The sequence below is a fragment of the Acinetobacter sp. WU_MDCI_Abxc222 genome (genome assembly GCF_025514755.1).
Classification (GTDB): Bacteria; Pseudomonadota; Gammaproteobacteria; order Pseudomonadales; family Moraxellaceae; genus Acinetobacter; species Acinetobacter geminorum.
This window is the reverse complement of the sequence record NZ_JAHPVG010000008.1, coordinates 171,351-177,733: the sequence shown is the minus strand read 5'-3', so window position 1 is coordinate 177,733 and position 6,383 is coordinate 171,351. Positions and strand designations below refer to the sequence as shown.

At 40.4% G+C, this 6,383-nt stretch carries 6 protein-coding genes and 1 pseudogene; 2 read left to right on the top strand and 5 right to left on the bottom strand.

Translation table 11 applies throughout. The annotated features are described in order from the left end of the window. Positions 1-167: 167 nt before the first annotated feature. The 5 genes and pseudogenes from KTJ10_RS13590 to def form a co-directional block, all read right to left on the bottom strand. A pseudogene (locus KTJ10_RS13590) lies at positions 168-314 on the bottom strand (TetR/AcrR family transcriptional regulator); the annotation flags it as partial. A gap of 164 nt (positions 315-478) precedes the next feature. Beyond that, positions 479-685, bottom strand: coding sequence for a hypothetical protein (locus tag KTJ10_RS13585; RefSeq protein WP_262442213.1), 207 nt, complete (start codon positions 683-685; stop codon positions 479-481). Between the two features lie 49 nt (positions 686-734). After that, positions 735-2,849 (bottom strand): TonB-dependent copper receptor, encoded by a 2,115-nt coding sequence (locus KTJ10_RS13580; RefSeq protein WP_262442212.1) that lies wholly within the window; start codon positions 2,847-2,849, stop codon positions 735-737. 73 nt (positions 2,850-2,922) lie between these two features. Next, positions 2,923-3,348 carry a DUF2946 family protein gene (locus KTJ10_RS13575; RefSeq protein ID WP_262442211.1) on the bottom strand — a complete coding sequence of 142 codons (426 nt, stop codon included), beginning with the start codon at positions 3,346-3,348 and terminating at the stop codon, positions 2,923-2,925. 43 nt (positions 3,349-3,391) lie between these two features. Then, positions 3,392-3,922 carry a peptide deformylase gene (def, locus tag KTJ10_RS13570; protein WP_002114101.1) on the bottom strand — a complete coding sequence of 177 codons (531 nt, stop codon included), beginning with the start codon at positions 3,920-3,922 and terminating at the stop codon, positions 3,392-3,394. A 122-nt stretch (positions 3,923-4,044) separates the two neighbouring features. Here def and KTJ10_RS13565 point away from each other — a divergent pair, with 122 nt between their 5' ends. Further along, the gene (locus KTJ10_RS13565) at positions 4,045-5,199 is read left to right on the top strand and encodes a LysM peptidoglycan-binding domain-containing protein (protein WP_032063700.1); all 1,155 of its coding nucleotides are present in this window, start codon (positions 4,045-4,047) and stop codon (positions 5,197-5,199) included. A 20-nt stretch (positions 5,200-5,219) separates the two neighbouring features. After that, positions 5,220-6,353 (top strand): DNA-processing protein DprA, encoded by a 1,134-nt coding sequence (gene dprA, locus KTJ10_RS13560; RefSeq protein ID WP_032063701.1) that lies wholly within the window; start codon positions 5,220-5,222, stop codon positions 6,351-6,353. Positions 6,354-6,383 lie beyond the last annotated feature (30 nt).

Below are 6,383 nucleotides of genomic sequence, written 5' to 3'. Positions count from 1 at the left end.
TAACTGTTTTTCAACAAGTTTCTATCTGCATCACCGCCGATGGATGTGCATTATAGACCATTACATTCCCTTTGCAAGCGAAAATTAAAAATTAATGACTCGAGCGTTTACTTTTAAACCACTATACTAATTAAGCTATTGTTTTATATTGATAATTATTTTATTTTTTATTTTTGGCTTAAATAGGCCAGTATCATGTTCGATAATCCGCATTTAAGTTGTTGTTCTGAGATAAGAAAATTGTCCTGACTTACATATCGCATCATCGTAAAAAGCGTACTATTAATAATTACAAAGGATTTATGCTGTACTTTTCGAAGACCTTTGCCCTATCCCTAACATATAAAAATTGGGTTAACGCTTTATCAGAATCAAGGTAAGGCAAAAACCTTAGCGAGTATGCGTCAATAATTTTTAAAACCTAAAAATAAAAATGGAAGCCTGTTAATTAGACTTCCATTTTCAAATATTAAGGAACTTATTGAGCTGATGAACTGTGCATTTCAGCGTGATTCATTTGCTCATGTGACTCTATCATCTGCTTCTTTTTCTGACTTGGCATGTAGTCAGGTTCATTGTTGATTGCCAAGTAAAAAATAATCATAAACAATAAACTCAAGATAGAAGCCACAATAAGTAACTTCCATCCCCACCAAGATTGTTCAGGTGATAATTTATTAGTCATTTCATTTCTCTCTTTAAATTAATATTTTCAGTTCATTCACTACGGCTTATTAAAACTTCATGCTCATACGAACCCAGTAATTTCTTCCGATATTGTTAAACTGCTCTTCGCTCGCAAATCCAAAGCCTGCACTACCCGCTTTGTTTAAGTGTTCGGTATAGGTCTTATCTAATACGTTATCGATACCAACAGAGACATCGATATCTTTACGAAGGTTGTAACTTCCGTTTAGAGAAAGAGTCGAAAAGCCTTTACTTGGTTTTAAGTCATATCCCACGATATTACCCTGATGTAGACTCACGCGGTTTTGCTCAGCCACAGCTCGCCACAACAGACCAAAATTATATTTGTCAGCCACATAGCGAATATTTAGGCGACCTTCTAAAGGTGAAATTTGAGGTAGTGGTTTGTCATCTGTGGTGTTTTTACCCCATGCATACATCGCACTCAAATCTGCCTGAATACGGTCAGTGAATTGGTATCCAATACCCGCTTCCGCACCTGCAATGGTTGCATCGACATTCTTGGCACCCGCAGTAATATCATGGCTCATATCATGCCCACCCATTCCAGTGCTTGGGTGATGGTGATAACTCATTAAAATGTAGTCATCAACCAAACCTGCATAAGCAGAAGCCCATGTGTTTAAAGCGCCATGTTGTTGCTGAAAGCCCAGATCTAACTGTAATGTTTTCTCAGGATTCACACCATTAAAAGTATTGGTTGAGCCCGCATTACCATGTTTAGGCGAGAAAAGTTCCCAATAATCAGGCATACGCTCTACATAACCTAAACCAATATAGCTTTTTAGGTCATGCTCAGGATGTTGATTTTCCCAACGAACAAATGCACTCGGTAAAGTCTTTTCAAGTTTAGTATTAAAGCCTTTTGCTTGAGAATCAGCACGCTCATCTTCAACCGTGACTCGATCTAAACGTGCACCTGCAACCATTTTGTTGAAATCGTTCCATTGATAGCCGAGTTCGCCAAAAGCACCATAAGATTGAAAACGCATATCTTGACGATATGGAATATTCATAGAAGGCATTGTTGGCGATGACATGCTACCGCCATGTTTATTAAATTGAGAATCAATGCCTGTGATCAAACTCCATTTATTCCATTCAGAAGTCATTGCCAAACGTGAGTTTAATGTACGGCGCGTTACCTGCATTTCCATCGCGTTCGGCATCAGCATGGTCATACCACCATGATTCATTTCAACTAATGGCGGTGTGCGCAAGCTAAAGTTATCCATAATATGGTCGTTATAGCTGTAGTTCACCTGCGCTTCAATTTTCTTAATGACATCAGTGATATTTTTCTTTTCAAACCTCAGACCTAAGCTTTCACGCGCAAACTGAGAACCATCCATTGAACGTCCAGCATAAAGCGATTCACCATCAGATTTTCCACCAGTGAGTTCGACCCACGTGTTTTCATCTGGAGTAAAGCCCAGCGCTACATCAGCATTCCACTTTTTCCATGCTGACGGCACAGTATTTCCATCACCATCTTGATAACTATTCGACTCTGAACGATTAGCATTTAAACGGATATATTTCCTTTCATCGCCCGCTGCTGCTTCAACATTATGGTCAATACGTCCATATGAACCTAGTAAAACACTTGCTTGTCCACGATAAGGTTTTTCAGAGGTGAGTTTCTCAGGCTGACGTTCAAAAAGGACTGTTGCAGCAGAACCTGTATTGGCATATTGAACCGTTTGCGGGCCTTTAATCACAGAAATACGATCATAACTTTCTGGTGAAATATAAGAAGTTGGAGCATCCATACGGTTTGGACAAGCACCTAAGTTCTCAGTTCCATCCGTTAGAATTTTGATGCGTGAACCAAACATACCTCGGAATGTCACATCACCATTGGTTCCACCGCTTTGTATGGAGTTAAACCCCATAATACTTTGTAGGTAGTCTGCACCATCTGTAGCAGGCACTGGCTGAATGGGCTGTTTCGGGTCTGCATGTACAATCAGACCATTTGCATCGTTGCCTTGTTGTGTTGTAACAACAATAGGTGCTAATGAGTGAAGCACTTTGGTATCGGCATCATTTTTTTCTGAATCAGCAAAAACTAGACCCGAATGAGAGACAGCAAGCATCGCAACCCATAAAGGTTGTAGTAAAAATTTAGAATGTGGCATTTTTATACGCTCTAAAACATAAATAAAGTGATATCGAAGTCAGTTAAGACCCCAACAAAAAATTGCTTTTTATTTATGCATATAGAGGCGGTGCACGCCCTTGCGGGAGTAGAAAAAGTCGCTGTAGTGCAAAGTAGACATGTCTAAATGCTTGTTGATAAGCGACTAAGCGGACTTGTATGCGGACTAAAACTTCTTTTACGCCAAGGTCAGGTGGCAAAACCAGATTGGCATAGACGGTACAATATTGACACTGGTGATTTGCATCATGATGATCATGTTGCCCCCGGGCTTGTGCCTGTTCAATAGGATGTTCATGATGTGAATGCATGGCATGTGACATGGCTTCCGTCTGTGCTTTAGGTTTAAGCAAAGCAAGGGTAATAGTTTCACAGACCGGAGCAATTTGATATTGCTTCGGTAATAGCGGCTGTAGAAATACCGCGACCTGTAAAAACACTGCTGCACATGCAAGCAGTAAGCCACTACGAAAAACCAAAAATCACATCCACACTACATTAATGTTTCAAGAATAGAAATTTTTAACGTTTTACTGCAACTTTTTCACGCTCACGTTGACGAACAACTTTTTCGACTTTTTCTCGAGCACGCTGACGTTTAAGTGGCGACAAATAATCCACAAATAATTTGCCATTTAAGTGATCCATTTCATGTTGGATACAAACAGCGAGAAGTCCATCAGCTTCTAACTCAAATGCTTGACCTTCAAGGTTAATTGCCTCAATTTTCACACGTGACGGGCGCTCAACTTTGTCGTATATTTGTGGCACCGATAGGCAGCCTTCTTCGTACTGCTGCTTATCTTCTGTCAGTGGAGTTATTTTGGGGTTAATGAAAACCATAGGGTCATCTTTAGATTCAGACAAATCTATGACGATAAGCTGAATATGACGATCGACCTGAGAAGCTGCTAAACCAATACCCGGTGCCGCATACATGGTTTCAAGCATATCTGCTGCAAGTTGACGAATTTCATCAGTAACTTCTTCAACAGGCTTAGCAATGGTACGAAGACGGGGATCAGGAAAACTTAAAATAGGTAATAAGGCCATACTGACGTCCTCACTTATGCCATTGATTGAAAAACCAAATGAAGGAAATACTTCATCGAAAAATTGTGTGTTAGCCGCCTATTATAACGCATCTGCACGCATAATTTTTAGGAATTATCATAATGAAAAAGGTTTTTGACGGCATGGTTCAATTTCATGCTTTGGGGATAAAAAAGCATTTACTTGCTTTGGCACTTTTTACAGGGGTTGCATTCAGTACGGTAGCAGAGACTTATGCTGCTAGTCCGAACCATAATCCACCCTCTCTTAAAAGTAATGCACCACATGTCTACGTAGTAAAACGAGGAGATACGCTATGGGATATTTCCGGTCACTTTCTGAGTAAACCTTGGCGCTGGCCTGAAATTTGGGCAAACAATCAGCATGTCAAAAATCCACACTGGATTTATCCTGGTGATCGATTACTGCTGTGTAGTTTAGATGGCCGCCCATTGATCGGTAAAGATGAGGGAGATGGCTGTGTCGGCATTATTCGCCGTTACACAGGTCAAATGACAAATTTACAACCTCAAGTTCGTGTGGAGTCACTTAACAATAACGTACCTGTTATTCCTCTTGAACATATCAAACAGTGGTTAGAACACAGCACTATTCTACCTATCGATGCAATTCAACACACTCCTTATGTAGTCGGTACTGCCGATCAACGTGTACTGGCGGCAAAAGGCCAGACTATTTATGCGCGCGGACAAGGTTTAATTGATGGTCAACGTTATGCAGTTTATCGTGAAGGTGAACCTTATTATTTCACAGATAATAAAGGCAAAAAACACAGTCTAGGTATTGAGTTACAACAAGTTGCCTCAGGGATCGCGATCTCTTCTGAAAAAGACATTACCACGCTTGAGTTAACTGATAGCTACAATTCTGAAGTACGTCGTGGTGATCGGGTAATGCCAGAAGAAGAAGCAACATTGCCTACTTTATTTTATCCAGTAGATGCCACTCAGGTGACCGATGGCGGCAAAATTATTCGTGTAATGGGATCAATTGGTACTGCTGCCAAAAATAGTGTAGTGACTTTAGATCGAGGTATGGCACAAGGTATTCAAGTAGGACAAGTTTTTGATATTACGCAACAAGGTGAAACCATTCGAGATCCTAAAACCAAAGAACCAATACAGTTACCAGGACAACAAATTGGTAGTCTGATGGTCTTTAGAACTTTTGATCAGTTGAGTTATGCCTACGTATTAGAAAGCGATTTACCAGTTAAAGTTGGTTCAAGCATTCAGCCACCCCGCTATAATGATTAATGCTGGATGTACCTTTTACAATGCTTACCCAACTTTCTTCACACCATTACCACACGCTTAAAGTGTGGTATTTGGTGCAACACTCTTTAGTCAGCTTTAAAAAGATTGTCGATTATTTTGGTAGCTGTGAAAAGGCGCTCCAACCTGCTGGATTATCTCAATGGCGCAATCTCGGGTTACATGCTAATCATTTAAAACGCGTAGCTGAGTTTCAAACCGCTCAAGGTCTAGCTCAGTTTGAAAAACTAATTCAACAGATCCATCAACATACTGACTTTATTTTAACGAAAGATGACTCAGGCTATCCCACTCAGTTATTACCTTATACAGACCATCCACCTATAATTTTTGGAAAAGGCCAAGCTCAAGCTTTATTGCAACCGCAAATTGCGATTGTCGGCAGTCGAAAACCAAGCCCGCATGGTCGCCAAGTTGCTTATGATTTTGCCTATTACTTAAGTGAAAAAGGTTTTTATGTGAGTAGTGGCTTAGCATATGGCATTGATGAAGCTGCTCACCAAGGAGCATCAGCACATCAACGTACGATTGCTGTGACAGGAACAGGTTTAGACAGTACCTACCCTGCTCAAAATAAAAAACTTGCAGAACATATTTTGGCTCAAAACGGCGCCATCATTACTGAGTTTTTGCCTGGGACACCTCCATTACAACAACATTTCCCACGTAGAAACCGAATTGTCAGCGGTTTGAGTTTAGGCGTGTTAGTGGTAGAAGCTACATTAAAAAGTGGTTCTCTCATCACTGCGAACAAAGCTGCCGAACAAGGTAAAACTGTATTTGCCATTCCTGGTCATATTTACAGTGAGTTTCATCAAGGTTGCCATCAACTTATTCGTGAGGGAGCAATTTTAGTCGATCATCCTGAACAAATTATTGAAGACCTTGCTTTACCCACTCAGTGGCAAAGTCAGCAACAGAACTCCACCGAGGAGGCTGTAGTTTCTAGTACTCCAGAAATTCCTGAGCATTTAATTAACCTTTATCAATCTTTAGACTGGGTCGGACAAAATATTGATCAGCTTGTTTTACATCACTCTCAGCCTGTTGCAGAACTCACCTCTTCACTGATGGAACTAGAACTACTTGGTTTATGTATGCAACAATCAGGATTGTATTTACGTTGTCGTTCTTAGTATTGGAGCGCACAATAGCAATTCTGTCTG

Bases quoted from the DNA above. Each gene is read 5' to 3' on its own strand.
- KTJ10_RS13585 (WP_262442213.1), bottom strand. From the start codon at position 685: ATGACTAATAAATTATCACCTGAACAATCTTGGTGGGGATGGAAGTTA.
- KTJ10_RS13580 (WP_262442212.1), bottom strand. From the start codon at position 2,849: ATGCCACATTCTAAATTTTTACTACAACCTTTATGGGTTGCGATGCTT.
- def (WP_002114101.1), bottom strand. From the start codon at position 3,922: ATGGCCTTATTACCTATTTTAAGTTTTCCTGATCCCCGTCTTCGTACC.
- KTJ10_RS13565 (WP_032063700.1), top strand. From the start codon at position 4,045: ATGAAAAAGGTTTTTGACGGCATGGTTCAATTTCATGCTTTGGGGATA.
- dprA (WP_032063701.1), top strand. From the start codon at position 5,220: ATGCTTACCCAACTTTCTTCACACCATTACCACACGCTTAAAGTGTGG.